Raw genomic sequence first — 24,802 nt, 5'->3', positions numbered from 1 at the left:
TGGTGGTCAAGCGGGCTCAAACGCTGGAAATCATCTCTTCGGTTGGTGCCAGGGGGAGGGTGAACGAGAACAGTGCGCCGCCCTCGGGGTGGTTCTCGCCCCAGATCTGGCCTCCGTGCTGCTCCACCAGCCCGCGGCAGATCGCGAGCCCCAGCCCGGTGCCGCCGTGGCGACGGGTGTCGGAGGCGTCGGCCTGCCGGAACGGCTCGAAGATGACCTGGAGCTGGTCGCCGGGCACACCGGGTCCGTGGTCGCGCACCGCGAAGGTGACGTGGCGACCGGACGTCCTGGTGCTGACCTCGACGACGGAGCCGGGCTCGGAGAACTTCACGGCGTTGGTGATGAGGTTGGTGAGCACCTGGATGGCCCGGTCCGGGTCGGCCACCACCTGGGCCGGCTCGCCGTCGACGACGACCCTCACCCGTCGCTCGGCCACGACGGCTGCGGTGTCCTGGACGCAGGCCGTCACGACCGTCCCCGTGTCCACGTGCTGCGGGTAGAGCGTCATCTGGCCCGCGGCGAGGCGCTCGATGTCGAGGATGTCGGTGACGAGGCGGATCAGCCGGTTGGTGCTCACCGTGGCCAGGTCCACCATCCGCCCGGCCGCGACGGGCAGCTCGCCGGCGGCCCCGCCACCGAGCAGCCCGAGGGCGCCCCGGATGGAGGTGAGCGGCGTACGCAGCTCGTGGCTCACCACCGCGAGGAACTGGTCCTTCATGCGCTCGACGGCGCGCTGCTCGCTCACGTCGCGGAACACGACGACGGCGCCGCTCTCCACCCCTTCGGTGACGATGGGGGCGGAGATCCACTCGGAGTCGAACGACGTGCCGTCGGCGCGCGTGTGCCGACCCACCACCCGCGTGGCCTGGGGCACGGGCGCGCCGTCCGGCGGCTGCGTGGGTGTGGTCGGGACCGGACGTATGGCGCCGGGCTGGGTCCCAGCCGGGAGGCGCCGTGGCGTGGTGTCCACCTCGGCCGGGAGCACGGCGTCGACGAGCTGTCCGATGATCTCGTCGCGGCGACGACCCACCAGGGCGGCGCCGGCCTCGTTGATGAAGGTCACGTGGTCGTCGTCGTCGACGCCGTAGATGCCTTCACCGGCGGAGTTGAGCACCGTCTCGAGGCGCTTGGAGAGGCGACGCAGCTCGCGGGCGTGCCGACCGAGGTGGTGTTCCGCGCGGGCTCGCTCGACGACGCGGCCGAGCTGGGTGCCGAGGTGGCGCATGATCTGGATGGTTGCGCTGTCCAGCTCGCGCATCTCGGTGCTGAAGAACTCCAGGACGCCGACGGGCTCCTCGCGGATCATCAGCGGGAACGCGCACCCCGACACGAGCCCGGCCTTGGTGCCCTCGACGGCGCGCCCCTTCTGGGCCCGCTCGTCCAGGCGGTCGATCCACTGCGGCTTGGCCTGCTCGAACACGGTGCGGGGCAGCCCCAGCTCGGACACGGGCAAGGCCTCGGTCCTGGCCCGGAAGTCGGGGCAGCAGGTCCCGGTGGCGTACCACTCGGAGTGCTGGAGGACCCCGGTGTCGTGGTCGGCGAGGTAGGCGTGCGCGAGCTGCCAGCCGCCGTACCCGCAGAAGGCCTCCAGCGCCGCCATGAGGGCGTCCTCGACGCCGGAGGCGCCGTTGGAGGCGGTCGCCACGGTGCCGAGCAGCTCGAGTGTGCGGGCCTGGCGCGCCAGGGCGAGCTCGGCCTCGTGGCGTTCGGTGATGTCCTGGGTGACCTTGCCGAAGCCGCGCAGGGCTCCGGTCTCGTCGCGCAGGGCGGTGAGCACGACGCTGGCCCAGAAGCGGGAGCCGTCCTGGCGCACGCGCCAGCCCTCGTCCGTGGCCCGGCCCTCGGCGCGGGCCTGCTCGAGCAGCTGCCACGGGCGTCCCGCCTCGAGGTCCTCGGGTGGGTAGAAGGCAGCGTGCGAGCGTCCGAGGATCTGGGACTCGGTGAAGCCGTGGATGCGTACCGCGCCCTCGGTCCAGGTGATGACGTGGCCGTGCGCGTCGAGGTTGAGGATGGCGTAGTCGCGGACCTGGCCGACGAGCATGTCGAGGTTCGCTTCGCTGTGCCGCAGGTCGGCCTGGAGACGGCGCTCGTCGCTGACGTCCCGGAAGCTCCAGACCCGTCCCATCGTCCTGCCGTCGACCCGCTGGGGCTGGGAGTAGCGCTCGTAGATGCGGCCGTCGTGGAAGACGAGCTCGTCGAAGCTGGTCTGCTCGGGGTGGTCGTAGAGGTCACGCACGCCGTTGACGAAGCCGTCGGGGTCTACCAGCTGCTCGAGCACGAACGCGATGACCTGGCTGTCGTCGCCGGCAGCCATCACCTCGGGATCGATGCGCCACATGGAGAGGAACCGGGCGTTGTGCCCGACGATGTGCCCGTCGCGGTCGACGACGAGGATGCCGTCGACCGTCGACTCCAGGGTCGCTGCGAGGAGGGCGTGCGACGTGGCGGCGCGCTCGCGCTCGCGGGTCCGGGTGACGGCGAGCGCGGCGAGGTGGGCCGCCCAGTCGGGAAGGCCGAGGTCCGACTCCGGCGGGTGGGTGTGCGGTGCGTAGTGCACGGAGAGGCAGCCGAGGTGGGTGCCGTCGGGGGCGATGACCGGGGCGGTGACGGTGGTGGGGCTTTTCGAGCCGGCGCCCTGAGGACCGGCCTCGCCGTCCTGGGCACCGGGATCGTCGACGACGTGCATGGGGTGGACGATCGGCGGCAGGCCGTGGACGGTGATCGTGCAGCGCACCGCGGACGCCATACCCATCACCCCGCTCGCCAGCCCGGCGAGCACGTCGACGAGGTCCGCGGGGCCGGCCACCGCCTCGACGAGCTCGGCCTGCGTCGCCAGCATGAGCTCGGCGCGCTTCTGCTCGGTGATGTCGACGACGAAGCCGTCCTGGAGGATGAGGCCCTCGGTGGTGCGGGCCATGGCCGAGTCGTCGACGAGCCAGACGATGCGTCCGTCGGGGCGGATCATGCGGTACTCGAAGCGGACGCGACCCTCGAGGTGCAGCTGCAGCTCCTTGGCGACGGCCTCGTCCCGGTCGTCGGGGTGGACGTTGGCCCACCAGAGCTCCGGCTGCGCGATCAACTCCTCGGGGGTGAGACCGGTCATGGCGGTGACGGCCGGGCTGACGTAGAGCCATCGGCCGTCGATGCCCGGCTCGGCCACGTAGACGGCCACGCCGAGACGGTGGGCCAGGGCCTCGCCCTCGGGTTGGACGAGGACGGGGCGCTCGGACCACTGGGTGAAGGGTCCTTCCCCTGCCACCGACATGTCGCTCCTATGGGTGCGTGGTCTGTCATCCGTGACTGTGACCAACGAGGGTGAGGCTATCGACCCCGCAGTCGCGTATGTCCTGTTTGCGGGGACTCCGGGTAGCGGGTCAGCCCGTAGAGGCGAGCCGTCGATCGGCCCTACGGACAGGATGTTGCGTGCAGTTGCCCCGGTCGGCCTCGGGTTGATGCACTATGTCGTCATGCCGCGCCGACCCGGGGGATCTCTCCCTCCGCTCTCATGAGTCCCGCGCCGTCTCCCGGTGGCCCGCGACGGGTCCTGGTGGTCGACGACGACGAGCTCATCCTCGAGGTGGCCGAGATGAGCCTCTCGATGGTCGGGGGCTGGGAGGTCACCACCGCCACCGGCGGCCAGGAGGCCCTCGACCGCTGCGCCCGCGAGCTCCCGGACGCTGTGGTGATGGACGTGATGATGCCGGGCATGGACGGCTCGACCGCCGCGATCCTGATGTCGCAGGACCCCGCGATCAGCCACATCCCCGTCGTGCTGCTGACGGCCAAGGCCCAGGCCGCCGAGGACGCCCAGAAGTCGGGGCTGCCGGTCGTGGGCGTGCTGGCCAAGCCGTTCGACCCGATGACCCTGCCTGCGCAGCTGAGCACCTTGCTGGGGTGGACCGCATGACCGAGGAAGAGATGTTCGCGCGGATGCGTGAGCGCGCCCGCACGACGAACCTGGCGCGGACCGACCAGATCGAGCCGGCGCTCGCGGACGGTGCCTCTCCCGAGGACGTCGAGAGCGGACGGGCCGTCGCCCACGCCGTGGCCGGTGCTGCGGGGACGTTCGGGTATGCGGAGGCGTCCCGCCTGGCACGTCAGATCGAGCTGGCGCTCGACGACGCCATTGCCGCCGGCTCGCCCCCGCCCGTCGCCTTGAGGGACGACCTCGCCGCCCTGCGTGCCGAGCTGCAGCCCGACCCCGCCTGAGCGTCCCCGGCTGCCGCTGTCGCGACTGCCGCGGGCCCTGCGGCGTCTGGATGTGTCACGCTCGGATCGGCAGGACAGGTGATCCGGGGGTGACCATGCGAGCGACAACGTCCTCAGGGTTCTGGGTGGGTGGCTTGGTTGCCCTGCTGTGCGGCTGCAGTGGCGTCGACACGACGGCGGCGGCGACGACGGCGACGACGGCGGCGGTGACGCCTACGCCGACCTCCGGCGCTGGTGGTGCAGCGACCGCACCACCGGCACCCTGCGATGACGCGACGGTGGCGGGTGCCAGCAGGATCCTGCGCAAGGACGCCGAGGGGCTGAGGGACGCGGCCGTCACCCTCTGCGAGATGCGTGAGGCGTCCGACGGCTCACGGACCTTCGGCGTGACGACCGTCCGGACCTCGCCGGTCGACGGGCACGACTTCGTGCCGCTGATCGCCTTCGACGGCGGCCCCCCTCCGGCGGGGTGCGACATCTCGTCGTCGACGCGGTTGTTCGTGCTCGTCGCCGGGACGTGGTGGGAGGGCCGGAACGTCGGCTGCGGCCGCGACTCCTGACGTCCCCTGCCGCACGAACGACGAAGCCGCCGTCACCCTGGAGGGTGACAGCGGCTTCTGTGGTGGCCAGGGGCGGGGTCGAACCGCCGACCTTCCGATTTTCAGTCGGACGCTCGTACCAACTGAGCTACCTGGCCTGGGTGGTGCTGGGGTGGGGCTGGACATGCAGTTCGCGGCGATCCTTGTGGGCCTGAGCCCGTGGCGGACCGTCGCGACGGCACGATGATAGCCGATCAGGGCGATGCTCCTCACATCGAGGTGTCCGCGCGGAATGGCGGCCCGTGGAGGCCCGTTGACGAGTGCATGAAGGCCATCACCTACGCCGAGTACGGCGACCCCAGCGTCCTCACCCTCTCCGACGTCCCTGAGCCCAAGGTCGGCCCGGGAGAGGTCCTGATCCGCGTGAAGAGCGCGTCGGTCAACCCCGTCGACTGGAAGATCGTGGCGGGCTACCTCGACCCGATGATGAACGTCGAGCTCCCCGCCATCCCCGGCTGGGACGTCTCCGGCGTCGTCGAGGCCGTCGGCTTCGACACCCCCGAGTTCGAGGTCGGCGACGAGGTCATCGCCTACGCCCGCAAGGACTGGGTCAAGGGCGGCACCTACGCCGAGCTCGTCACCGCCCCTGCGCGCACCGTCGCGAAGAAGCCGAAGGCCCTTGACTGGCACCAGGCCGCTGGCCTCCCGCTCGCCGGTCTCACGGCATACCAGCTACTCACGCGGCTCGGCACGAAGTCCGGGGACACGGTCCTCGTCCACGCTGCAGCCGGTGGCGTCGGCATCCTCGCGGTCCAGATCGCGAAGTCCTTCGGGGCGCGCGTGATCGGCACGGCGAGCGAGAAGAACCACGACTTCCTGCGCGAGCTGGGTGCCGAGCCGGTGACGTATGGCGACGGGCTGGCCGAGCGCGTGCGGGAGCTCGCGCCCGAGGGTGTCGACGTCGTCGCGGACTTCGTCGGTGGCGTGCGCGACACGACGAAGGCGGTCCTCGCGGACGGCGGCCGCCACGGCTCCATCGTCGAGGCGGAGGTCCAGGAGGACGGTGGGCTGTACCTGTGGGTGCGCCCCAACCCGGACGACCTCGCGGCTCTGGCCGACCTCGCTGACGCCGGCAAGCTGACGGTCCCCGTCGCCGACGTCTTCCCGCTCGAGCAGACCGCCGATGCGTTCACCACGAGCGCCGGTGGCCACGTGCGCGGCAAGGTCATCATCTCCGTCAGCAGCTGACGGACGAGCAACGCAAGAAGGCCCACACTCTCGTGTGGGCCTTCTTGTTTCTCGAGCGACCCCGACCGGGCTCGAACCGGCGACCTCCGCCGTGACAGGGCGGCGCGCTAACCAACTGCGCTACGGGGCCTTGATGATGCTGGTGGTGCGTATCCCCAACGGGATTCGAACCCGTGCTACCGCCGTGAAAGGGCGGGGTCCTGGGCCGCTAGACGATGGGGACCGTACGAACGGTCCCTCGCCGCTAGCGAGCAGCAGCTCGGATCCGTCGAGGACTCGGAAAGCATAGGGGTTGAATGCCGTGAACTCCAAAACGGGGTCACCGCGGGCCGGAATCGTGCTCAGGGCGGACGTCCGGACCGTTCGTCGGTATGGCGTTCGGCCCGGTCAGCGGCGCACGTCGCCGAGCGCCGCGCGGACGATCGACAGCACCGCTGCGTCGTCCACGCCTGCTTCGACCGCCCGCTGCACCAACGAGTCGGCGAGGTGCCGCAGGGCGATCTCCACCGACTGGGCGCGCGGTGCCACGACCGTGCCGGCCCGGCTGCGCGAGACGACCAGGCCCTGGGCCTCGAGCTCCTTGTAGGCGCGGGCGACGGTGCCCGGAGCGAGGACGAGGTCGGCGGCCAGGCCGCGCACCGTGGGGAGCTTGTCGCCCTCGGCGAGCTCGCCGGAGGCGATGAGGTCGGCGAACTGGTCACGGACCTGCTCGTAGGGCGCGACACCCATCGACTCGTCGACCGTGATGCGGGGGCTGCTCACGCCTCTCCTCGGGTCCACGCAAGCAGCCGGTCGACGTCCCACGTCGTGACGATCCGGTCGGCCGGGACGCCGAGGCGCTCTGCGCGCTCGCAGCCGTAGGCCTTCATCTCGAGCTGGCCCGGAGCGTGCGCGTCGGAGTCGACGGCGAACAGGCACCCGATCTCCAAGGCCATCAGGAGCAGGTCGTCAGGAGGGTCCTGGCGTTCGGGGCGGCTGTTGATCTCGACGGCGGTCCCGTGCTCGGCGCAGGCCTCGAAGACGGCGCGGGCGTCGAACTCGGACTGGGGCCGGGTCCCGCGGCTGCCCTCGACGAGGCGGCCGGTGCAGTGGCCGAGGACGTTGACCCGGGGGTTGGAGACGGCGGCAACCATCCGCTTCGTCATGGGCGCAGCGTTCATCTTGAGCTTGGAGTGGACGCTGGCCGTGACGAGGTCGAGCTGACCGAGCATCGTGTCGGTCTGGTCGAGCCCGCCGTCGTCGAGGATGTCGACCTCGATGCCCTTGAGGAGCCGGAACCCTTCCCCCAGTGAGGAGTTCACGGCGTCGACCACCTTGAGCTGCTTGGTCAGCCGCTCGGCGGTCAGGCCGTTCGCGACGCGCAGCTGCGGCGAGTGGTCGGTCAGGACGAGCCACTCGTGGCCGAGCTCGACGGCGGTGAGGACCATCTCCTCGATGGGGCTGCCACCGTCAGACCAGCTCGAGTGCGAGTGGCAGTCGCCGCGCAGGGAAGCGAACAGCTGCTCGCCACCGGTGACGAGTGGTTTCGCCTTGTCCTGCAACGTGTCCAGGTAGGCGGGCAGCTCACCGGCGACTGCCTCCGCGATGACGCCGGCGGTCGACTTCCCGATGCCGGCGAGGTCCTGCAAGGTGCCTTCCTCGGCACGCGAGGCGAGCTCGTCCTCAGGCGTCTCGCGCACCGTGACGACGGCCTTGCGGAACGCCTCGACACGGTAGGAGCCCGCCCGCTCCCGCTCCAGCAGGAACGCGATGCGTCGCAGCGCCTCGTCGGGCGCGACAGGGGCCGAGAGCGGGGTGACTGTGGCAACCACGGGTGGATCCCTTGCTCACCAGGACGTGTGAAGCGGTCGGCCCTCGGCGAACCCCGCGGTGCTCTGGAGTCCGACGATCGCGCGCTCGGCGTACTCCTCGATGGTGCGGGCGCCGGCATACGTGAAGCTCGAACGCACCCCCGCCACGATCTGGTCGATGACGTCCTCGACGCTGGGGCGGGCAGGGTCGATGAACATCCGCGCGGAGGAGATGCCTTCCTCGAAGAGGGCCTTGCGAGCTCGTTCGTATGCCGTGTCCGTCGCCGTCCGGTTGCGGACCGCGCGGCTCGAGGCCATCCCGAAGGACTCCTTGTAGCGGCGCCCGCGCTCGTCGGTGTAGAGATCGCCGGGGCTCTCGAGCGTGCCGGCGAACCACGAGCCGACCATGACGTTCGAGGCGCCGGCGGCCAGCGCGAGGGCGACGTCGCGCGGGTGGCGGACCCCGCCGTCGGCCCAGACGTGCTTGCCGTGGTTGCGGGCCTCGGCGGCGCACTCGAGGACGGCGGAGAACTGAGGCCGACCGACCGCGGTCATCATGCGGGTCGTGCACATGGCGCCGGGTCCGACGCCGACCTTGATGATGTCGGCACCGGCCTCGATGAGGTCACGGGCCCCGGCGGCGGAGACGACGTTGCCCGCAGCGATGGGCACCTGCGGGTCGAGCGCCCGGACGGCCTTGAGGGCGTCGAGCATCTTCTCCTGGTGGCCGTGCGCGGTGTCCATGACGAGCAGGTCGACGCCGGCGTCGAGGAGCGCGGTGGCCTTGGCGGCGACGTCACCGTTGATGCCGACAGCGGCGGCGATGCGCAGGCGGCCCTGGCTGTCGGTGTTGGGGGAGTAGAGGCGGGCACGCAGGGCGCCGGCGCGGGTGATGATGCCGGCGAGGTTGCCGGCGTCGTCGACGACCGGGGCGACGTGGTGGTGCGTCGTCGCGAGGAGGTTGAACGCCTCCTCGGGGTCGGTGCCGTCGGTGACGAGCACGGGGTTCGCCGACATCACCTCGCCGACCTGGGTGAATCGGTCGACCCCGGTGAGGTCGGCCTCGGTGACGACACCGATCGGTCGCTTGCCGGACTCGTCGACGACGACGGCCGCGCCGTGGGCGCGTTTGGGCAGCAGGCCCAGCGCCGCGCCGGCCGTCTCGTGGGCCGAGAGCGTGATCGGGGTGTCGTGGACCAGGTGGCGGCTCTTGATCCACGAGGTCACCTCGGTGACGACGTCGACCGGGATGTCCTGGGGGATGACCGTGATGCCGCCGCGACGAGCGACCGTCTCGGCCATCCGTCGGCCGGCGATCGCCGTCATGTTGGCGACCACGAGCGGGATCGTCGTCCCGCTGCCGTCGGCGGTCGACAGGTCCACGTCGAGGCGGCTCGTGACGTCCGAGCGGCTCGGGACCATGAAGACGTCGTCGTACGTCAGGTCGAACTGGGGCTGGAGACCGTTGAGGAACTGCACGCCGGAAGTCTAGGCGCGTCCCCGGGCGTGGTCCCGGTTCGTCTGCGGGTCAGGCCTTGAACTGCTGCTTCACGATGCCGTCCCAGACCCGGTCGCCACCGAGCGTGCGTGCCGCGATCATGGCGCGGGCCGCGGGCGTGATGACGTAGCGCGACCTCGGGTTGCTCGACTCGATCGCCTTGAGCACCGCACGGGCCACGGACTCCGGGCCGGCAGCCAGGCGCGGGTTCGAGTAACCGCCCGCGGTGGCCTGCGCGCTGGCAGCCAGCAGCGCTGAATACGGGGAGGAGTCGTCGACGGTCGCGGCGTCGGAGGTGAGGGCAGTCTCCTCGAAGCGGGTCCGGATCAGGCCGGGCTCGATGAGGCTGACGTGGATGCCGAAGGGGCGGACCTCGTTGCGCAGGGCGTCGGTGATGGCCTCCACGGCGTACTTGGTCGCGTGGTAGTACCCGCCGACCGGCCAGGTGAAGCGGCCACCCATGGAGCCGATGTTGACGATCCGCCCGGCCTTGGCCTCGCGCATCCCGGGCAGCACGAACTGGGTCATCCGGGAGAGCCCGAAGACGTTGGTCTCGAACATCGTGCGCACCCGGTCGAGCTCGACCTCCTCGATCGTGCCGTACTCGCCGTACCCGGCGTTGTTGACGAGGACCCCGACCCGGCCGTGCTCGTCCTCGACCGCGCGGACGGCCTCGGCCATCGAGTCCTCGGAGGTCACGTCGAGCGCGAGCGTGCGGGCGCCGGCGAGCTCGAGCGACCGGAGCGTCTCGGGGCGGCGGGCGGTGGCGTAGACCGTGTGGCCGGCCTTGACGAGGAAGTCGGCGGTCGCGGCGCCGATCCCCGAGGAGCAGCCGGTGACGAGGACCGGGCCGGTCGGGGCGCTGTGGGTGGAGCCGCTCACCGCAGGCCGTCCTGCTTGGTGGCGTTGCGCTTGGCGATGACGCGCTCGGCGACGGTGAAGACCGTCCAGCCCACGGCCAGGCCGGCGATGAAGACGATCCAGTAGCTGAGGTCGGGGGCGAACCGGTCCAGGCCCTCGCGGACCAGGATGAGGCTGCACAGGCCGAGCAGGAACGGGACGAGGAACGGTCGACGGTTGGCGGTGCGGTCGCCGGGCGCGGGGCTCATGACACCAGTGTGACCGATCGGGTGTGGTGCCCGGTCAGTCCTCGAGCGTGTACCTCACGACTCGTCCTTCTTCGCGGACCACGAGGGAATCGCGGTCGAGCAGGAGCACGGTGACCGGGGACTCGGTCACCAGTCGCGCCCGCACCTCACGGGAGCGGGTGTCCCGGAGCTCGAGGATGTGGTCGTCCTCTCCCCACCGGCGCGGGTCGAGCAGCGACGCAGCGGTATGGCGCGTGGCCACGAGCCCGTCGCTGCTCGCCACGGCCTCGGGGACCGGCGTGGTGGTGGGTCGAGGCAGGGTGGCGCCCGTGTCGGTCGCGAGGCGCTCGGTGCGCCCCGGCCAGGAGAGCAGGACGGCGCCCTCGGACACAGAGACCTCGGGGACCTTTCCGCCGGGGCAGGGGCCGAGGACCTGGGTCCACAGCGGGTCCGGCGAGGCGAAGAGCGACACGACGCACTGCCCGCCCTGCTGCACGGGCACGACGACCGGGCCGTCGGGGACAGCCGTGAACGACGTCCCCGGCTGGAGGGTGGACCGTCCGCTCACCGGGTCGGTGAGCAGCACGCCGCCACCCTCGACCGACTCGGCGTGGATCCGCGGCAGGGAGGGCTCGGGCTGGTCGACGGGTCGGCCCGCATCGGTGGACTCCCAGCCCGGCTTCCCGGCGCTGTCGAGGCCGACCAGCCGGCACGTCTTCCCGGCCCCGGCGGGACAGTCCGCGACCAGCGTGCTTCCTGCGGCGGCTGCCAGCGGGATGGCGACGTGGCCGGCGGGAGCACGCCAGGTCCACCGCACCGAGGCGTCGAGGCGCACGGAGTCCACGCGCCCGTCCTTGCTCACGATCAGCCGGTCGTCCGCGTAGGTGGCGGCACCACCCGCCACGGAGCCGAGGCGGACGGACTTCCCGGTCCGGAGGTCGAGGGCGGCGTTGCCACCGCTGACGAGCGCCCGCCCGGCCACGACCTTGCCGTCGCTCGACGGTGCCGACCACTCTCCTGCCAGGCCCTCGGTCCGTGGGCTCGCGACGTAGGCGCCCGTCACAGCCACCACCAGGACTGCCGCAACACCGGCGGCCACGACCAGCCTGGGGCGTGCAGGACGACCGCGGGTCGGCAGCCTCACGAGTCCTGGGGGGCGCGAGAGGCGTTGCGGCGTGGGCGGATCCGCACTGCGGGCAGCGTCGGCGCCGGCAGGTGCTGGACCTCGCCGGCATACCCCTGCACCTCGCCGAACCGCTCGGCGTGGGCCATCCACTCCTCCCGGGCCGCGACGATGTCCTCGTGGCTGCGGCCCACGAAGTTCCACCACATGAGGATCTCCTCCTCGAACGGCGGCCCGCCCAGCAGCAGCGCCCGAGCCGGGTCGTCGCTGCGGTTCGTGAGCGTCAGCACCGTCTGGCCCGTACGGAGGTAGGCCAGGGCGCTGCGTGCCAGGTCCGTGCCATCGACGGTGAACCCGTCGGTGTCCGCCAGCACCCCGTGCTCGTATGCCGCGTCGAGACCGAGCTCGACCGTGGCCCCCGCGTCGAGGACCACCTCGGCGCCGAGCAGCGGCGTGAACGTCTCGACGGGGGAGGTCTGGCCGGCGAGCGACCCGAGGAAGACGGAGACGGTGGCCCCGTCGATACGGGCCGGGGTGGGGACGAAGTGCTGGAAGTCCTTGGGGGAGTGGCGATCTGCGTCCGGCAGGGCGACCCAGAGCTGGGCACCGTGCAGGACCTTCGTGCCGGGGGTGGAGACCTCGGAGTGTGCGATGCCGTGGCCGCCCGTCATGAGGTTGAGCTCGCCGGGGCGCACCACGGCGTGGGTGCCGAGGCTGTCACGGTGCTCGACCTCGCCCGCGAACAGCCAGCTGACGGTCTGCAGGCCGGTGTGCGGGTGGGGCGGGACGTCCATGCCGCCGGACGCGGCGACGTCGTCAGGGCCGTAGTGGTCGGCGAAGCACCACGCGCCGATGAGGGAGCGTTGGCGCTGGGGGAGGGTGCGCCGCACGGTCATCGCGCGGGGCCCTCCGAGGGGGACGTCGCGGGGCTCGAGGACCTCCACGTCCGTCGTCGGTGGACCGTCGGCGCAGACGGTCTCCTCTGGTGCGCTCTCGACGTTGCTCACCCGCACAGTCTGCACCGCGACCCCTGTGGAAGGGTGACCCGAGAGAGGGGTGGAGCGGTGACTGCACGTGAGGCGGAGTCCGCCGTCGACGAGGGCGTGCGCTGGCACGAGCTCGCCGCCGGCCCGGTCCGGTCCCTGTGGTTCTCGCCGCCCGACGGTGTCGAGGTGACCGGCAGCGTCGTCGTCTTCCCCGGGCTCGGGCTGCCGCGCTACCTCCTGCCGCTGGCCCGCACTCTGGCCGGGAGCGGGGTGGAGGTCGTCGTCTTCGACGCCCTGGCCTTCCGCGGCCGCAGGCGGCGTGTGCGCCCCACGATCCGGGGCCTTGCCACTGCTGGCCAGCAGTGGGTCGCCGAGCTGGCCAGGACCAGCCTCGCCCCGCACGGTCCGTTGGTCGTCTTCGGCCACTCGACCGGGGCCCAGGTGGCGCTCGAGGTGGCGCTCGGCCTGCAGCACACCGGTCGCATCGACTGCCTCGTCATGGCCGGGCCGACCTTCACGCCGAAGCAACGGGGGTTGCTCCACCTCGTGCCGGCGGGTTTGACCGCGTGGCGCAAGGATCCGCCGACCGAGCTCGTCGTCCTCAAGAACCTCGCGCGCGTGCGCACCGACGTGGTGCGCATGGTCCTGTCGGGGCTGCGGCACCGACCCGAGGAACGCGTCACGCGGCTGCGGGTGCCCCTGACGACGACGGCCGGCGAGGCGGACTCGTTCGCGCCGTCGGAGTGGTTGGAGCAGCTGGCCGCCAAGGCCGGCGCTGGAGGCAGGTCCCAGGTGCTCGTGGGCTCGCACAACAACGTCTTCCCCCACCCCGACGAGGTCGCCGAGCTCGTGAGGGCAGCCAGTCGCCTCGGGTGAGGTCAGTGCCCGCGCAGGCGGGTGGCCTCGGCTGCGAGGTGCCGCTGCTCCTGGAGGTTGGTGGCCCGGTCCGCGGCCAGCCGGTATGCCGCCGCGGCCTCGTCGAGTCGTCCGGCCAGCTCGAGGAGGTGGCCCCGCACCGCCTCGACACGGTGGTGGTCCCCCAGCCGGTCGCCGAGCTCGTCGAGGACCGCCAGACCCGCCAGCGGCCCGTCCACCCTGGCGGTGGAGACGGCCCGCGACAGGGTGACCAACGGGTTGCCGGTGAGCCGCTCCAACATCTCCTGGAGGGCGCGGATCTGGGCCCAGTCCGTCTCCGACGCCGTGGCTGCGCGGTCGTGCACGGCGGCGATCGCGGCCTGCAGCTGGTAGGCGCCGATCCGGCCACGGCCTGAGCCGAGGGTGCTGTCGAGCAGTGCCGTGCCCTCCCTGATCATCGCCGCGTCCCAGCGACTGCGATCCTGCTCGGCCAACGGCACCAGGTCCCCAGATGAAGTGGTGCGAGCAGGTCGACGCGCGTCGGTGAGCAGCATGAGGGCGAGCAGGCTCGTCACCTCCGGGTCGTCGGGCAGCAGCCGGTGCGCCATCCTCGTCAGCCGGACCGCCTCGCCGGTGAGGTCGGTGCGGTGCACGCTCGACCCGGCACTGGCTGCATACCCCTCGTTGAACACGAGGTAGAGGACGTGCAGGACCGACCCGAGACGTTGCGGCAGCTCCTCGGGCGACGGCGGTCCGAAGGCGGTGCCGGACGCGCGGATCGTCGCCTTGGCGCGGCTGATCCGCTGGGCCATCGTCGCCTCCGGCACGAGGAAGGCGCTGGCCACCTGAGCCGTCGTGAGGCCCCCGACCGCCCGCAGGGTCAGCGCGATCGCCGAGGCCGGCGTGAGCGAGGGGTGGCAGCAGAGCAGGAGCACCGTCAACGTGTCGTCGTGGTGCACGACGCCCGGCTGCTCGCCGCCGTCGTGGGTGGCGGTCAGGCGCTCGCGACGTCGCCGCGCGTCGTCGCTGCGCCACAGGTCCACGAGCTTGCGCTGGGCGGTCTGCAGGAGCCACCCCCGCGGGCGTTCGGGTATGCCGTCGCGCGGCCACCGCTGCGAGGCGACGAGCAAGGCCTCCTGGACCGCGTCCTCGGACGCGTCGAAGTCACCGGTGCGGCGGGCGAGCGCGCCGAGGACCTGCGGCGCCAGGGTGCGCAGCAGGTCCTCGACCTCGCGCTCGTCGGTCACCGGGCGCTGCTTCAGCCGTCGTGGTGGGTGACGGTCGCGAGGAAGTCGTCCATCGCCGCTGCGTCGCCGGGGCCGTCGTCCATGACGCGGCGGACCTGGATCGGCTGCTGGGTGGGCACGCCCCCGCGACCGGGGACGGCGGAGACGCGGGCGGCGATCTCGAGCGCGCGGGCCTCGGAGTCGACGTCGACGACCTGGTACCCCGCCACCCACTCCTTGATCTCCTGGAAGGGGCCGTCGGTGACGACCGAGGTGCTGCCGTCGGAGCGCACGACCTTGGCCAGGTCGGGGCCGGTGAGGATCGTGGTCTCGAGCAGCTCGCCGCTGGCCTCGAGCTCGGCGTTGAGGGCGCGGTAGTAGTCGAGGTGGGCGGCCACCTCCTCCGGCCCCCACTGGTCCATGGGGGTGTCGTCGGGGCCGGACTGGAAGTCGACCACCAGCAGGTAACGGGTCATGGGGTGCTCCTCGGGTCGTGGTGCGGTGCGCTGGGTCGCGCTGTGCACGGACACCCCCAGAACGAGGCCGGGACGGCGTCCTCGACATCCTCTGACGACTTCCTCGACATGTCGCGGTGTCCGCGTGACCAATCCAAACGGACATATGCACCGAATCGCCTCGGCACTGCACCACCCGAGGGGCTCAGAGACCGGGTCTCGCGGAACTGAACTGAAGGAGCACAGCGAATGCGTTCAACGACGAAGCTTGCGCTTGCCGCGCCCGCCACCTGCGCCCTGATCTTTGCGGGGGCCACCGGCGCGAGCGCTGACGAGGCCTACACGATGTCGCTGGTCGACACCATGGGCAACAACAGCGGCTCGAAGTCCACCGCCCAGGTCACCCTCAACGGGGACAGCATGACGATCAAGATCAACGGCACCGGCTTCACGCCGAACTCGCCGCATGCCCAGCACTTCCACGGGTCCTTCAGCGACGACAAGGACTTCACCTGCCCGACCTCGGCCGCTGACGCGGACGGCGACGGCCAGGTCAACGTCGAGGAGGGGCTGCCCATGTACGGCGACGTCATGATCTCGCTGACCACCAAGGGCGACACCAGCCCCAAGAGTGGTCTGGCCGTCGACCGCATGCCGGTCGCCGACGCCGACGGCAACCTGTCCTACAGCCGCACCATCGAGCTGCCCGAGGGTGCCGGAGCGAAGCTGAGGAACCTGCACGTCGTGCAGCACGGCCTGGACGCCAACGGCAACGACAAGTACGACATGGACGCGCTGGGCGAGTCGACGTTCGCCAAGTCCTTGGGCGTCAACGGGATCCCGGAGGAGGCCACCAACCCGGCCACCTGCGGCACGATCTCCGGCGCCTCCGCCGGTGCTGCTCCGACCGGTGGTGTCGAGACCGGTGGTGGCTCGTCCGAGGGCATCGAGGCCAAGGGCTCGCTGGGCCTGGGTGCGCTGGCCCTTGCTGGTGCGGGTGGACTGCTGGCCTTCCGTCGCCGTTCGACCGTGAACGTCGAGGGCTGACCGAACTCGTGCAGACAGCACAGGACGATCACGGCCGCGGACGGCGCCTCACCGCGCCGGCTGCGGTCGTGGCCCTGGCCGTCGCGGGCATCGGGCTGCTCGGGTTCGGGCTCTCCCAGCAGGAGTCACGCACGCCGCCCTCACCGGCGCTCGCGAGCGGCACGCACGACCACGGTGGTGGTGAGCAGTGGGAGCAGCCGCCCGTGGAGGCGTTGAACCCGACCCCGTCGACCACGGCGACCGCGAAGCCCAAGGCCGCCGGCGGCGCTGCATACGCCGAGCCGAAGGGGACGATCCTCGACCGGTCGACGCCGACGAAGGTCCGCATCCTCGGCCTCGGTGTGTCTGCCTCGATGATCACGTTGGGGCTGCAGAAGGACAACACCATGGAGGTGCCCCAGGACGGGACCTCCGCCGGGTGGTACGACGGCAGCCCCACCCCGGGTGAGCTCGGTCCGTCGGTCATCGCGGCCCACGTGACGTGGCAGAAGAAGCCGGCCGTGTTCTTCGAGCTCGGTGCCCTGAAGAAGGGGCAGCAGATCGAGGTCGACCGCAAGGACGGGACGACCGCCGTCTTCAAGGTCACCGATGTCGGCCAGTACCCGAAGAAGGACTTTCCGACCGACAAGGTCTACGGCACCGTCGACCGGGCTGCGTTGCGACTCATTACCTGCGGTGGTGTGTTCAACGGCGAGACCGGCCACCACGTCGACAACGTCGTGGTCTACGCCGACCTCGTCGGCACGAAGTAACCACTCAATGCCGCTGACCTCGTATGTCGCGGCCTCGCCGTCGTGGGGTCGCTCACCAGCCGGCGGTGGCGAGTACTGCGCTCGCCACCTGCCGGGGTGACCGGCCGGCCACCGGCACGACGTGGTCTGCCACGGAGGACGCGCGCAGCCGCTCCTCCATCGCCGCGGCCACGCCGAGGTGCCACCCGAGGTGGCGGCGACGATCGGGGTCGGTGTACCGCGTGCGAAGCTGCCGCTCGAGCTGGTCAGGCTCCACCTCGAGCCGCACGACGGTCATCGGGCGCGCCAAGGCGTGGGTGACGGCTGCCCGTTGGTCGTCGTCCACCAGCACGCCAGCCAGCACGAAGCTGTGCTCCGAGCCGCTGGGTGCAGGCCGGTCGCCCTGTGCAGCAAGCACATTCGTCACGAGACTTTGGAGGTTGGCCAGCTCCAGCCGTGACTGCTGGGGGTCGTCCGGGGGAGGCGGCCACGTCCGGTGGAGCCAGTCGAGGTCGACGAGGGTGAACGGCGCGCCTGCCTCCTCGAGCAGGTCGCCGAGGTGGTCGAGCACCGTGCTCTTGCCCGAACCCACTGCTCCCGTGACGAACAGCGCCCGCGATGTCTGGTCCTTGCGTGTCATGGAATGTGGCTGCCCGGTGTCTGCGCCCATGGGTCCATGCTCGTGGACAGCTGGGGGGACTGCGAGGATCGCGGGATGACGATGCTCCGATCGGTCCTGCTGTTCGTGCTCGCCGCCGTGGCGGAGATCGGTGGAGCCTGGCTGGTGTGGCAGGGAGTTCGTGAGCACCGCGGGTGGCTCTGGATCGGATCCGGGGTGATTGCCCTGGGGCTGTACGGGTTCGTCGCCACCCTCCAACCAGACGCACAGTTCGGCCGCATCCTCGCGGCATACGGAGGGGTGTTCGTCGCCGGGTCGCTGCTCTGGGGCATGGTCGTGGACGGGTTCCGGCCGGACCGGTATGACGTCGTCGGTGCCCTGGTGTGCCTGGTCGGCGTCGCCGTGATCATGTACGCGCCACGCAGCGCCTGATGGTTGAGGTGCTTCGTCGGGCATCACGATTCGTGCTCGGTTCGCGCTGCTCGGCACCTCTTCGGCACGCCCTGCTGCGATCCTGACGGCAGGGGGTGACGCTGATGCGCAGAGTTGCCGGGTCGCGGGTGGCGGTTGCAGTCGGGCTCGCTGTGCTGGTTTCGGGGTGCAGCGATCGGCAGCCCAGTCGCGAGGAGCTCACGGCCTACACGCAGGTCATGCCGCCCCAGGGTGAAGCGGTCACGTTCTTCGTCCTCACCCACTGCGGTGTCGAGTACGCCCGGATCGGCGACCACTGGTGGCGGGCCGAGAAACCGTTGGCGAGTGACGGCGGAGGGTCGGCTCCGCCCGGGTGGGATAACCCCTACCAAGAAGGTCGCCTCACGCTCGACTCGGAGCAGCGGGCGGTCTTCGAAGCCGAAGGCGACGAAGTGGTCTTCCTTCGCACGGCTGGCGACGCGGAACCACCCGGCTGCGCGTAGCGCGTGCGCGTTGCCCTTCAGCCGAAGCAGGTGTCGCGCATCAGGCGAAGTCGTAGCGAGATGAGTGGGCCCCGTGGGGCTCGAACCCACAACCTACGGATTAAAAGTCCGCAGCTCTGCCAATTGAGCTAGAGGCCCTCGGTCCGGACGCGTCCCCCTGCAAGCGGCCGCGCGCCATACCGGCGGGCGACAGGCTATCGGGCGACGGCCGCCGTCACGGCCGAGGGCCGCAGGACCGTCTGGTACTCCGCCTTCGACCCCGTGACCACGACCTGCAGCCGGTAGCCGCCGTCGGTCGCGACGGGGGTGTAGGTCCGAGCAGTCGCCCCGGAGATCGGTGAGGTGCTGCCCGTCGAGGCGACGCGGTACCAGCGGTAGGTGAGGGTGACCGGCGCCGGCTCCCAGGTCCCCGCCGTCGCGGTCAGGGTGGATCCGACCTTCGCGGTCCCGGTCACGACCGGCGTGGGCTTGACCGTGAGTCCCAGCGGCACCCGCGTGGTCCAGAAGGCGCGGGTCACCGTGGGGTATCCGCCGACCTTCGACGCCGTCACCTCGAACGCGAGCCGGTGTCCGCGGTCGGACTCCTTCACCTTGTAGGTCAGGGAGGTCGCGCCCGCGATGGGCGTGGCCGTGCCAGACCCGTCGTCCTTGAGGTGGCCCCAGCGATACGTGAGCTGATCCGGGGTGGGCTCCCACGTGCCGGGCGCAGCGGTGAGGGTGTAGGCGACCTTGGCGACGCCGGTGACGACAGGGGGAGGGGTCCTGCGGAAGGCCGGCCGCGCGGTCATGGGCGCAGTGGGACGGGACTCCTCGCTGGCGCCACGGGCATTGATCGCAGCCACGGTGAACGTGTACGTGACCCCGTTCGTCAGCCCCTTCATGAGGAAGTTGCACGACGTGCCAGTCATCGTCATGCCGCCGGGGGTGGCAGTGACCCGATAACCCGTGATGGGCGAACCGCCGTTCCACTCCGGCCCGCCCATGCAGTAGATGTTGGCCATCGTGTTCCCGGGGAAGCCGGACAGCGCGGACGGGGCTGTGGGCGCCGACGGGATCGAGCTGTTGTAGCCGGTCATGGTTGAGAAGTCGGGGTGCGACTGCGTCTCGGCGTTGCCGAGGGTGTCGACGAGCGGGTTGACCACGACGTACCAGGTGCGCAGGGCCGAGGTCGGGACGGTGATCCGGCGCTGCCAGTTCGTCTGCTGCGCCGTCCCCGACACGCGGGTCATCGGACCGAAGCCGAAGCTCTCGTCCGTGTTGACGGCCCTGAACCCAGCCGTCGGCGTCCTGGCACCGGTCTCGTCCGTGGTCGTCAGGGTGATGACGACGTCCTTGGTGCCGGCGGCCAGGTCGACGCCGCGCGGACCGAAGTTCTGCGTGTAGACCTTGGGCGGGGTGGTGTCGCCGATCACCAGCGGAGCAGCCGAGGCGGCGCCGGCGCTCAGGGCCGCGGCCGAGGCGAGCAGGGTGATTCCCGCAACCAGGGGAAAGGGGAGCCGTCGTCGCGCGCGCATGCCCGGAAGGTATCGGCCGGTCAGGCCGGGTTGGTGCGAAATGCCCGAATCCGGACCGTTCGGTGGAGGCGGCGGGGAGTGGTCCCGCCGCCGATCACGTCGAGGGGCGGGTGCGAGCCACGAGGTCGCGCAGCACCGTGGCGAGGGCGCGGGGGCTGAACGGCTTCAGCACGTACTCGTCCGCCCCCGCCTCCAGGCCGTCCTGCCGGTCCTCGGGGCGCGCCATGGCACTGAGCATGACCACGGGAGTGGTCTCGAGGTACGTGTGCGCCCGCATGGCGCGCACGACGTCGAGCCCGCTCAGCCCCGGCATACGCACGTCCAGCACGACGACATCGGGCTTGAGCCCGTCGGCGATGAGGGTCATGGCCGCTTCGCCGCAGTCCGCCGCCACCGGCTCGAGGCCGGCCTTCGCCGCGGACAGGGACACCAGGGTCCTGATGTCGTCGTCGTGCTCGACGACCAGAGCTACCGCCATGACCTGCCTCTCGTGATGGTCCGGTGCCGGGCTGGCTCATGCCATGGTGACAACGTTGTCGCCACATCGGCCGACCCGGCGCGCCCGCTGAGGAGTTAGCGGGGAGAACGACCTGTTCGGACGAGGACAAAACAAGGCAAAAAGTATGCAGCCCGGCCGGCTTTCCGGGAGAACCTACCCAGCCGCCCGACCGGCGGTCACACCAGGCGGGCGCGCCTCCAGAGCCGCTGCGACGGGCCGCCGATCAGGCCGGCATCGGCGAGGAACGTCGTCAGATTCTCCGCGCTCGTCCGCAGCTTGTCGGCGTAGTGGTCGTTGGCCCGCGCAGCCGCAGCGGCTGCGTCGGGGTCGAGACCGGCGGCGGCATACACGTCCTTGTGGACGAGGTTGTCGATGATGATGTTGGCGACGATGCCGAGGACCACCCGCTGCTGGCCGCGCTGGGCCCGCGACATCTCCGCCGCCCGCCGCGCGATCTCCTCGCGGGCGAACCGCATGTGCCGCGCCTCCTCGATGACGTGGATCCGGCTCACGGCACGGGTCAGTGGCTGCACCCGCTCGTCCGCGATGAGCTCGCGCTGGAAGATGTCGAGCACCTCCTCCGCGACGAGGATCGAGGCGAACAGGTTCGGGCCGTGGGCCAACGTCTTGAAGAGCCGGCCGAGCTGGTGGGAGACGTGGGTGGGTCGGTAGGAAGGGGCCCCGTACTTCTCCGCCGTCTTGGCGAACATCACCGAGTGGCGGCACTCGTCAGCGATCTCGGTGAGCGCGAACTGCACGTGCGGAGTGGCCGGGTCCTGGTCGTAGACGTCGCGCAGGATCATCTGCATGAGGATTATCTCGAACCAGATCCCCACTCCCGACACGGAGCAGAACTCGTGCTCCGTGAGCCGGATGCGGTGCTCCTGGTCGAGCGAGTCCCACAGCGGCGTCCCGTAGAGCGGGGACCACTCAGGACTCAGGCCGTACAGCCCCGCCTCGAGCGGCTCGGACCAGTCGATGTCGACCTGCGGGTCGTACGAGTGCTTCGCGGCCGAGGCGAGCAGGCGGCGGGCGGTGGTGTCGCGGTCGTGCCGGGGCTGGATGCGCGCCAGCCGCTCGGCGGCGTCCGGGTGAGAGCTGGGGGGTGCGGTGTTCACGGTGGTCATGGGGTGACTCCAGAGGTGTAACCGTCAGTAACAGTTACCATGCTTAGCATGAAGTCTGGAGAAGTCAAGGGGTCGTCGGTCGACGACGGTGGGGCCGATGAGGCGAACCGCCCCGACGGGCGCCGCGAGCGGTGGAAGGCGCACCGCGAAGAGCGTCGACGCGAGTTCGTCGACGCCGCCATCGCCGCCATCCGTCAGGTCGGCCCCCACATCAGCCTCGACGACGTCTGCCGCCAGGCGAAGGTCACCAAGCCCGTCCTCTACCGCCACTTCCGCGACAAGGACGACCTGCACCGCGCGGTGCTCGAGCAGGTGGCAGCCGACCTCCTCATCCCGCGCATCACCACCGAGCTCGCCCGCGTGCATGGTGACGACCGCGACCTGTTGCGCGCCGCGATCGGGGCGTATGTCGCGCTGGTCCGGGAGGAGCGCGACCTCTACCGGTACGCCATGGCCCACAACGACCTCGGCGAGGGTGGCGACTTCGTCGGCAGTGTCGAGGCGGCCATCGCCGGCGCAGTAGGCGTCCTCGTCGCGACCCGTCAGGAGGAGCAGAGCGACGACGCGGAGACCGTCGCCTACGCCATCGTCGGCATGGTCCAGCTCGCGACGAACCGTTGGCTCGACCGCCCGACGGTGAGCGAGGAGGCCTTCGTCGCCACGCTCACCGACCTCGCCTGGATGGGTCTGTCCCCTCGCGTCACGGGCACCCGGGCCTGACGGTGACCGGCGTCGCCGGCGTGCGTCGGCGCCGGCCGCGCCGAGTCAGCGGCTCTCCGCCATGCACGTCGCGTGGGAGATCGAGCGCGGGCATCCGCGCCAGTCCGCACCGATGGCGGCGCCCAGGGTGACGGTGGCCACGAGGGCCAGCAGCACTCCATACGCGGCGCTGCGAACGTTGCGGCGCAACGCTGCTCGCACCATCAGGCCCACCAGCAGGCAGGCTCCGGCGAGGGCCAGCATCAGCTGGGTCCCTCCCGGATCGGTCGACAGCCCGAACCCGCCGCCCGAGCACCCGGACACCCCGCACAGCCCGAGCCACGCGAGGAACCCGAAGAACGCGAACCCGGCCACCCCCAGCACCACGACGACCGCGGAGACGACGGTGACAGCGACGCGTCGCCCGCGATGGGGCTCCGGTGACGGTGGGGTGGACGGGCTCGGCTGCACGTCGGTCATGGTTCCCACCATGGCGTATGCCGCGCGGTGGGCGGGGGAGCGTGGGCCCGTCGGCGCCACTCAAGCCGCTTGTCGACGGCTCGCGCGGAACCCCGTCGCCGGGCGGTCCGTTGGCTCGTCATGAGCACCCTGACCTGCCCCAAGTGCGGCTCCGACATGCGTTCCTACGAGCGCAACCGTGTCCACGTCGACCAGTGCACCGGTTGTGGTGGTCTGTTCCTCGACCGGGGCGAGCTCGAGGCGCTCGTTGCCGCGGAGAACGCCTGGCATCAGCCCGGTCCGCCCCAAGGCCCGCCCGCTGGCCCGCCCGGACAGGCGCCGGCCCAGGGCCAGCAGTACGCGCAGCAGCCGCCGCAGCAGGGCGGGTGGCAGCAGCCGCCGGTGCACAGCCAGCAGGCTCCCTACCGCCAGACCTCGAAGGTGCCGGGGTACGGCTACGGCGGGCACAACCAGGGGTACGGGCACGGCAAGCGCAAGAAGTCGTTCCTCGACGACCTCTTCGGCTGAGCGGTCCGCCCCGACCGCTGGGCCGTGGGGGTCTGGGTGCACGAACTGAGCGCGAACTGAGCGCACGTCGGGGGCTGCTGGGACACTGGTGTCGATGAACAACGAGCCCAGCGGTCGTCCCGGCCCCCGTCGTCCCGCCTTCTTCAGCCCTGCGGCCATGGAGTCGCAGGGCGGCACCGTCCCCGACCCCGCGCAGGTGACCGAGGTCGCCCACGAGACCGCGGCCGTCCTCGTCGGGACCGGCCGGGCATCGGACGACCCGGCCGTGACCGCGCGCCTCGTCGCGCTCGTCGACGACCTTGGCCTCTCGACGGTCGCCGAGCTGTGGGCCGACCGCCCGCCGCGCAGCCTGCCCGGCGCGCTGTGGCGGCTCTACGCGTTGCGCGAGTGGGTGCGTCGGAGCCCTGAGGACGCCGCGTCCGACTACGCCGCCGGGATCCGGTTCACGGACGTCAACCACGTGGTCGCCGGAGTGGCCGAGCCGCCCGGTCCGACAGAGCTGCGAGAGCTCACCGATGCCATCCTGCGCGGAGTGTTCGAAGGCGACTTTGCCGTTGCGCTGCAACGGGCAGCGGCATTCTGCCGGGTCGTCGCCGCCGGCCGTGCCGATCGTGCCCACACCACCGACGCGCAGGACCGCGAGGCTGCCGGGGTGCAGACCCAGCGGGCGGCGTCGATGCTCTCGACCGCCGGCGACCTCGAGGCGTGCGCCCGCCTGTGGCGGGCCGGCGAGCTGCGCTGAGAGGTTCCGCGCGGCACCGTGCGGCGCACGCTGCATACCCTCGCGCCCTGGTCGGTCACACCGACGTCGGGTCGTCCACAAGGGGCCGAACGGGGGAACAGTCTGCGGGTGCGCGGGGTTATGGTTTGGTGTGCGCCGGGCCGCGGTAGCCCCGGGTCCCAAATTAAGCCGCTACGAGCGGCCTCGTGCCGTGAGGCGCTCCCGGCCCGGCGCACACACACCGATCCTGAACCCACGACCGCGTCCCGCGGGGGTCAGGAGTGCTGGTCCTCAGCCCCGGTCGTCTCGGCGGCCGTCGTCGGTGGCCGCACCGCTGTGGCGCTCGTCCAGGTGCTTGGCCGCATCGCGGCGCGACCCCTGGCGGGCGCGTCGTCCCGGCCCGGTCCACCCGCACACGTGGCACACGGCATGGCTGAAGGAACCTCTGTCCTCGACGTGTGTCGGCTCGCCCTCGCGGGCGCCGTCGACCTCGGGCGGCATGACTCCATCATCCGACATAGAACTAAGTGACTAGTCCGTATGGTCCCGGCATGACCCGGATGGGTGGTTAGTGCCGTGCGCTGGTCAAGACATCGCAAACTAATGTCCGGGTCGTCTCCAGACTCCGTTAGCGTTTTGCCATGACCACGGACCCGCACGCCGGTGCAGAGCTCACCGACGACGCGCTCCAGGACGAGATCGAGCTCGTGGGAGACCTCGTCGTGGCTGCTTCGGCGAGCGAGCGTCCCCTGACGGATGACGAGATCGACCGGGCGCTGGGGATCGAGCGGGGCCAGTGCGAGGGGCCGGACGAGGCCACCGAGCACGCCCACCGCATCTGGAAGCGGCAGAACGCCTGAACGTCCGGTGAACGGCAGGCTTCGGCCGGGTTGCACGTTCCGGCCGGGTTGCCCGTAGCATCGTCTC

General features: G+C 71.2%; 30 protein-coding genes and 4 tRNA genes. 14 read left to right on the top strand and 20 right to left on the bottom strand.

The window, feature by feature from the left end:
* Window positions 1-16: 16 nt before the first annotated feature.
* Window positions 17-3,259 (bottom strand): PAS domain S-box protein, encoded by a 3,243-nt coding sequence (locus ABD286_RS13290; protein ID WP_344194230.1) that lies wholly within the window; start codon window positions 3,257-3,259, stop codon window positions 17-19.
* 246 nt (window positions 3,260-3,505) lie between these two features.
* Between ABD286_RS13290 and ABD286_RS13285 the strand changes: the two genes are divergently transcribed.
* The 4 genes from ABD286_RS13285 to ABD286_RS13270 all read left to right on the top strand — a co-directional run bounded on the left by ABD286_RS13285 (window position 3,506) and on the right by ABD286_RS13270 (window position 4,769).
* Window positions 3,506-3,907: a response regulator gene (locus ABD286_RS13285; RefSeq protein WP_344194228.1), complete on the top strand. Its 402-nt coding sequence runs from the start codon at window positions 3,506-3,508 to the stop codon at window positions 3,905-3,907.
* Entirely contained in the window at window positions 3,904-4,209 is a 306-nt protein-coding gene (locus ABD286_RS13280; RefSeq protein WP_344194226.1) for an Hpt domain-containing protein, read from the top strand. Before ABD286_RS13285 ends, ABD286_RS13280 begins: the two co-directional genes overlap by 4 nt.
* Window positions 4,210-4,357: 148 nt before the next feature.
* On the top strand, window positions 4,358-4,480 hold the full coding sequence (locus tag ABD286_RS13275; RefSeq protein ID WP_344194224.1) for a hypothetical protein: 123 nt from the start codon (window positions 4,358-4,360) through the stop codon (window positions 4,478-4,480).
* 7 nt (window positions 4,481-4,487) lie between these two features.
* Window positions 4,488-4,769, top strand: a complete 282-nt coding sequence (locus ABD286_RS13270) for a hypothetical protein (RefSeq protein WP_344194222.1) — start codon at window positions 4,488-4,490, stop codon at window positions 4,767-4,769.
* 60 nt (window positions 4,770-4,829) lie between these two features.
* Here the strand turns inward: ABD286_RS13270 and ABD286_RS13265 are convergent.
* Window positions 4,830-4,906: transfer RNA gene (locus tag ABD286_RS13265), tRNA-Phe, on the bottom strand.
* A 166-nt stretch (window positions 4,907-5,072) separates the two neighbouring features.
* On the opposite strand from ABD286_RS13265, the gene ABD286_RS13260 reads away from it, so the two are divergent.
* The gene (locus tag ABD286_RS13260; RefSeq protein WP_344194220.1) at window positions 5,073-5,996 is read left to right on the top strand and encodes an NADP-dependent oxidoreductase; all 924 of its coding nucleotides are present in this window, start codon (window positions 5,073-5,075) and stop codon (window positions 5,994-5,996) included.
* Window positions 5,997-6,052: 56 nt separating this feature from the next.
* On the opposite strand, the gene ABD286_RS13255 is transcribed toward ABD286_RS13260, so the two are convergent.
* The 9 genes from ABD286_RS13255 to ABD286_RS13215 form a co-directional block, all read right to left on the bottom strand.
* Window positions 6,053-6,126, bottom strand: a tRNA-Asp gene (locus ABD286_RS13255).
* Between the two features lie 20 nt (window positions 6,127-6,146).
* A tRNA-Glu gene (locus ABD286_RS13250) sits at window positions 6,147-6,219 on the bottom strand.
* A 164-nt stretch (window positions 6,220-6,383) separates the two neighbouring features.
* Window positions 6,384-6,758 carry a GntR family transcriptional regulator gene (locus ABD286_RS13245; RefSeq protein WP_344194218.1) on the bottom strand — a complete coding sequence of 125 codons (375 nt, stop codon included), beginning with the start codon at window positions 6,756-6,758 and terminating at the stop codon, window positions 6,384-6,386.
* Window positions 6,755-7,807 carry a PHP domain-containing protein gene (locus ABD286_RS13240; protein WP_344194216.1) on the bottom strand — a complete coding sequence of 351 codons (1,053 nt, stop codon included), beginning with the start codon at window positions 7,805-7,807 and terminating at the stop codon, window positions 6,755-6,757. Before ABD286_RS13240 ends, ABD286_RS13245 begins: the two co-directional genes overlap by 4 nt.
* Window positions 7,808-7,822: 15 nt before the next feature.
* Entirely contained in the window at window positions 7,823-9,265 is a 1,443-nt protein-coding gene (locus ABD286_RS13235) for a GuaB1 family IMP dehydrogenase-related protein (protein ID WP_344194214.1), read from the bottom strand.
* 49 nt (window positions 9,266-9,314) lie between these two features.
* The gene (locus ABD286_RS13230) at window positions 9,315-10,166 is read right to left on the bottom strand and encodes an SDR family NAD(P)-dependent oxidoreductase (protein WP_344194212.1); all 852 of its coding nucleotides are present in this window, start codon (window positions 10,164-10,166) and stop codon (window positions 9,315-9,317) included.
* Entirely contained in the window at window positions 10,163-10,393 is a 231-nt protein-coding gene (locus ABD286_RS13225; protein WP_344194210.1) for a hypothetical protein, read from the bottom strand. Before ABD286_RS13225 ends, ABD286_RS13230 begins: the two co-directional genes overlap by 4 nt.
* 34 nt (window positions 10,394-10,427) lie before the next feature.
* Window positions 10,428-11,471 (bottom strand): hypothetical protein, encoded by a 1,044-nt coding sequence (locus ABD286_RS13220; protein WP_344194208.1) that lies wholly within the window; start codon window positions 11,469-11,471, stop codon window positions 10,428-10,430.
* A 41-nt stretch (window positions 11,472-11,512) separates the two neighbouring features.
* Window positions 11,513-12,502, bottom strand: coding sequence for a pirin family protein (locus ABD286_RS13215; protein WP_344194206.1), 990 nt, complete (start codon window positions 12,500-12,502; stop codon window positions 11,513-11,515).
* A gap of 57 nt (window positions 12,503-12,559) precedes the next feature.
* Here ABD286_RS13215 and ABD286_RS13210 point away from each other — a divergent pair, with 57 nt between their 5' ends.
* Window positions 12,560-13,357 carry an alpha/beta hydrolase gene (locus ABD286_RS13210; RefSeq protein ID WP_344194204.1) on the top strand — a complete coding sequence of 266 codons (798 nt, stop codon included), beginning with the start codon at window positions 12,560-12,562 and terminating at the stop codon, window positions 13,355-13,357.
* A 2-nt stretch (window positions 13,358-13,359) separates the two neighbouring features.
* Here the strand turns inward: ABD286_RS13210 and ABD286_RS13205 are convergent, their stop codons facing one another.
* Complete coding sequence (locus ABD286_RS13205; RefSeq protein WP_344194202.1) at window positions 13,360-14,583, bottom strand: RNA polymerase sigma factor; 1,224 nt, start codon at window positions 14,581-14,583, stop codon at window positions 13,360-13,362.
* 11 nt (window positions 14,584-14,594) lie between these two features.
* Window positions 14,595-15,038 carry a YciI family protein gene (locus ABD286_RS13200; protein ID WP_344194200.1) on the bottom strand — a complete coding sequence of 148 codons (444 nt, stop codon included), beginning with the start codon at window positions 15,036-15,038 and terminating at the stop codon, window positions 14,595-14,597.
* A 228-nt stretch (window positions 15,039-15,266) separates the two neighbouring features.
* Between ABD286_RS13200 and ABD286_RS13195 the strand changes: the two genes are divergently transcribed.
* Both ABD286_RS13195 and ABD286_RS13190 read left to right on the top strand, forming a co-directional pair.
* Window positions 15,267-16,064: a hypothetical protein gene (locus ABD286_RS13195; RefSeq protein ID WP_344194198.1), complete on the top strand. Its 798-nt coding sequence runs from the start codon at window positions 15,267-15,269 to the stop codon at window positions 16,062-16,064.
* An 8-nt stretch (window positions 16,065-16,072) separates the two neighbouring features.
* The gene (locus ABD286_RS13190) at window positions 16,073-16,816 is read left to right on the top strand and encodes a class F sortase (protein ID WP_344194196.1); all 744 of its coding nucleotides are present in this window, start codon (window positions 16,073-16,075) and stop codon (window positions 16,814-16,816) included.
* Window positions 16,817-16,868: 52 nt separating this feature from the next.
* On the opposite strand, the gene ABD286_RS13185 is transcribed toward ABD286_RS13190, so the two are convergent.
* Window positions 16,869-17,435, bottom strand: a complete 567-nt coding sequence (locus ABD286_RS13185) for an AAA family ATPase (protein WP_344194194.1) — start codon at window positions 17,433-17,435, stop codon at window positions 16,869-16,871.
* Between the two features lie 75 nt (window positions 17,436-17,510).
* Here ABD286_RS13185 and ABD286_RS13180 point away from each other — a divergent pair, with 75 nt between their 5' ends.
* The gene (locus tag ABD286_RS13180; RefSeq protein ID WP_344194192.1) at window positions 17,511-17,846 is read left to right on the top strand and encodes a YnfA family protein; all 336 of its coding nucleotides are present in this window, start codon (window positions 17,511-17,513) and stop codon (window positions 17,844-17,846) included.
* Between the two features lie 95 nt (window positions 17,847-17,941).
* Entirely contained in the window at window positions 17,942-18,328 is a 387-nt protein-coding gene (locus ABD286_RS13175; RefSeq protein WP_344194190.1) for a hypothetical protein, read from the top strand.
* Window positions 18,329-18,393: 65 nt separating this feature from the next.
* Here the strand turns inward: ABD286_RS13175 and ABD286_RS13170 are convergent.
* The 4 genes from ABD286_RS13170 to ABD286_RS13155 form a co-directional block, all read right to left on the bottom strand.
* Window positions 18,394-18,466, bottom strand: a tRNA-Lys gene (locus tag ABD286_RS13170).
* Window positions 18,467-18,522: 56 nt separating this feature from the next.
* A complete protein-coding gene (locus ABD286_RS13165) occupies window positions 18,523-19,842 on the bottom strand; it encodes a fibronectin type III domain-containing protein (protein ID WP_344194188.1) in 1,320 nt (439 codons plus the stop codon).
* 94 nt (window positions 19,843-19,936) lie between these two features.
* A complete protein-coding gene (locus tag ABD286_RS13160; protein WP_344194186.1) occupies window positions 19,937-20,320 on the bottom strand; it encodes a response regulator transcription factor in 384 nt (127 codons plus the stop codon).
* A 197-nt stretch (window positions 20,321-20,517) separates the two neighbouring features.
* Entirely contained in the window at window positions 20,518-21,468 is a 951-nt protein-coding gene (locus ABD286_RS13155) for an AurF N-oxygenase family protein (protein ID WP_344194184.1), read from the bottom strand.
* A 48-nt stretch (window positions 21,469-21,516) separates the two neighbouring features.
* On the opposite strand from ABD286_RS13155, the gene ABD286_RS13150 reads away from it, so the two are divergent.
* Entirely contained in the window at window positions 21,517-22,188 is a 672-nt protein-coding gene (locus ABD286_RS13150; RefSeq protein WP_344194182.1) for a TetR/AcrR family transcriptional regulator, read from the top strand.
* Window positions 22,189-22,233: 45 nt separating this feature from the next.
* On the opposite strand, the gene ABD286_RS13145 is transcribed toward ABD286_RS13150, so the two are convergent.
* Entirely contained in the window at window positions 22,234-22,647 is a 414-nt protein-coding gene (locus tag ABD286_RS13145; protein WP_344194180.1) for a hypothetical protein, read from the bottom strand.
* Between the two features lie 120 nt (window positions 22,648-22,767).
* Between ABD286_RS13145 and ABD286_RS13140 the strand changes: the two genes are divergently transcribed.
* Both ABD286_RS13140 and ABD286_RS13135 read left to right on the top strand, forming a co-directional pair.
* Window positions 22,768-23,154 carry a TFIIB-type zinc ribbon-containing protein gene (locus ABD286_RS13140; RefSeq protein ID WP_344194178.1) on the top strand — a complete coding sequence of 129 codons (387 nt, stop codon included), beginning with the start codon at window positions 22,768-22,770 and terminating at the stop codon, window positions 23,152-23,154.
* Window positions 23,155-23,248: 94 nt separating this feature from the next.
* Window positions 23,249-23,896 carry a hypothetical protein gene (locus ABD286_RS13135; RefSeq protein WP_344194176.1) on the top strand — a complete coding sequence of 216 codons (648 nt, stop codon included), beginning with the start codon at window positions 23,249-23,251 and terminating at the stop codon, window positions 23,894-23,896.
* Between the two features lie 270 nt (window positions 23,897-24,166).
* Here ABD286_RS13135 and ABD286_RS13130 read toward each other — a convergent pair whose 3' ends face one another.
* Entirely contained in the window at window positions 24,167-24,376 is a 210-nt protein-coding gene (locus ABD286_RS13130; protein WP_344194174.1) for a hypothetical protein, read from the bottom strand.
* Window positions 24,377-24,516: 140 nt separating this feature from the next.
* On the opposite strand from ABD286_RS13130, the gene ABD286_RS13125 reads away from it, so the two are divergent.
* Complete coding sequence (locus ABD286_RS13125) at window positions 24,517-24,735, top strand: hypothetical protein (RefSeq protein WP_344194171.1); 219 nt, start codon at window positions 24,517-24,519, stop codon at window positions 24,733-24,735.
* Window positions 24,736-24,802 lie beyond the last annotated feature (67 nt).

The sequence above is a fragment of the Pedococcus aerophilus genome (assembly GCF_039532215.1).
GTDB classification, from domain to species: domain Bacteria; phylum Actinomycetota; class Actinomycetes; order Actinomycetales; family Dermatophilaceae; genus Pedococcus; species Pedococcus aerophilus.
This window is presented reverse-complemented; position numbering and strand designations above follow the sequence as displayed.